The organism is Mesorhizobium sp. M0184 (genome assembly GCF_040322215.1).
In the GTDB taxonomy this organism is placed as follows: Bacteria; Pseudomonadota; Alphaproteobacteria; order Rhizobiales; family Rhizobiaceae; genus Mesorhizobium.
Window position 1 is genome coordinate 1 of record NZ_JAMYSZ010000088.1, and the last position, 1,746, is coordinate 1,746.

Below are 1,746 nucleotides of genomic sequence, written 5' to 3' on the forward strand. Positions count from 1 at the left end.
ATCACGGACGGGTCGACATGACCCGCTCGGGACTGGAAGGGTTCGGCCGCAGTTTGCGACGGACGGATGAGGTTGTCGTCGAGGCTACGGGCAACGCCATGGCGGTGGTGCGGGTTCTGTCGCCCTATGTCGGCCGGGTGATTGTCGCCAACCCGATGCAGGTGAAGGCGATCGCTCATGCCAGGATCAAGACCGACAAGATCGATGCCGGCGTTCTGGCGCAGCTCCATGCCAGCGGCTTTCTGCCGGAGGTCTGGGTACCTGACGAGCGGACCGAGCGGCTTCGCCGCCTCGTCGCGCGGCGCAACCAGCTCGTTCGGCATCGCACGCGCGTGAAGAACGAGGTGCATGGCATCCTGCAGGCGCACCTCGTGCCGAAGTGCCCGCATGCCGATCTGTTCAACAATCGCGGTCGCGCCTGGCTCGAGCGGCAGGTGCTTCCCGACGACGAGCGGGCCGCCATCGCCCGCCACATCCGCGAGATCGACCGCCTGGCCGAGGATCTGGCCGACCTCGATCGCGACATCGCCCGGGAAGCGGTTGATGATGTGCAAGTCCGGCGGCTTCAGACGATCACCGGCGTCAATGCCATCGTCGCGAGCGGTATCATCGCCGCCGTCGGCGATATCCACCGCTTCGGCGAACCGCAGAAGCTGGTGAGCTACTTCGGCCTCAATCCGCGTGTGCGCCAATCCGGTCTTGGCTTGGCGCAATATGGCCGGATCAGCAAACATGGGCGTTCCCATGCCCGCGCCATGCTGGTCGAGGCCGCCTGGGCGGCGGCGAAGGCGCCCGGACCGCTCAGAGCCTTCTTCCTACGCATCCGCAACAAGCGTGGCCATCAGGTCGCAGTCGTGGCGGTCGCCCGTAAGCTCGCGGTGTTGATCTGGCATCTGCTGACAAAGGAGCAGGACTACTTCTGGGCTCGCCCGGCGCTGGTGGCGGCAAAGCAGAGGCAGCTCGCTCTCAAGGCTGGCGCGCCGGGCGAGCGCGGTGTCGGTCGCCGCGGTTCGGCTTACGCCTACAACGTGAAGGAGTTGCGAAACAGCGAGAAAGCCGCGGCCGAGAATGCCGAACGTGCCTACGAGCTAATGGTTCGGCATTGGCGGTCACGAGGGCTGAAGCGGCGCACGGACGCCACAAACGAGGAACGACTATAACGGCTGCGTGGCGGCACTCTCATCCTCTCGCACCACTCTTTGCCACGTGGTCGTCCGTGCCGGACAAATATAGCACAAGGAAATCTGGCGGCACGACCGACGCCCTCGGTCCGCTCCAGACTGGCGCCGTGCTCGACGCCGTCAAGGCGTGGCCTGGAAAACCTCGCAGCCGGCCGTGCCGCCATCGCACCGGCCAGCCTTGACTGCGTCTCGACACGCTCGCGTGGGAAATCCTGTGGGCCGGGACGAAGAAACAGGCTCACCTGAGCCGAACAAAGAAACGCAACAGGAATCGAAAAAGTCGAAATCAGGCTTGTCGATGTCATCCGTCGACTTCATGTGCTTGTGGTGAGCTAGCGGCAGCCGATAGAAGCTCAGCGTCTCCTCGATGTTATCTTCCACCCAGTTGACCAGCTTCGGGTATTTGGCCTGCCATTTGGCGATCCACTGCGCCAGGTCGCGTTTGACCTCGGCAAGGTCGCGCCGGTCGTAGAACCATCTGAGCTCCATCAGGCAATCGTCGTCGACCTTGCGCGGCACGTAGTCGAGCGCGTTTCTGAGGAAGTGCACGTAGCAGCGCTGCCAG

At 64.0% G+C, this 1,746-nt stretch carries 1 protein-coding gene and 1 pseudogene; one reads left to right on the plus strand and one right to left on the minus strand.

What is annotated here, in order from left to right:
• The coding region (locus tag NKJ23_RS34385) for an IS110 family RNA-guided transposase (RefSeq protein WP_352685160.1) at nt 1–1,160 on the plus strand (1,160 nt) is incomplete at its 5' end.
• A gap of 312 nt (nt 1,161–1,472) precedes the next feature.
• Here the strand turns inward: NKJ23_RS34385 and NKJ23_RS34390 are convergent.
• A pseudogene (locus tag NKJ23_RS34390) lies at nt 1,473–1,746 on the minus strand (transposase); the annotation flags it as partial.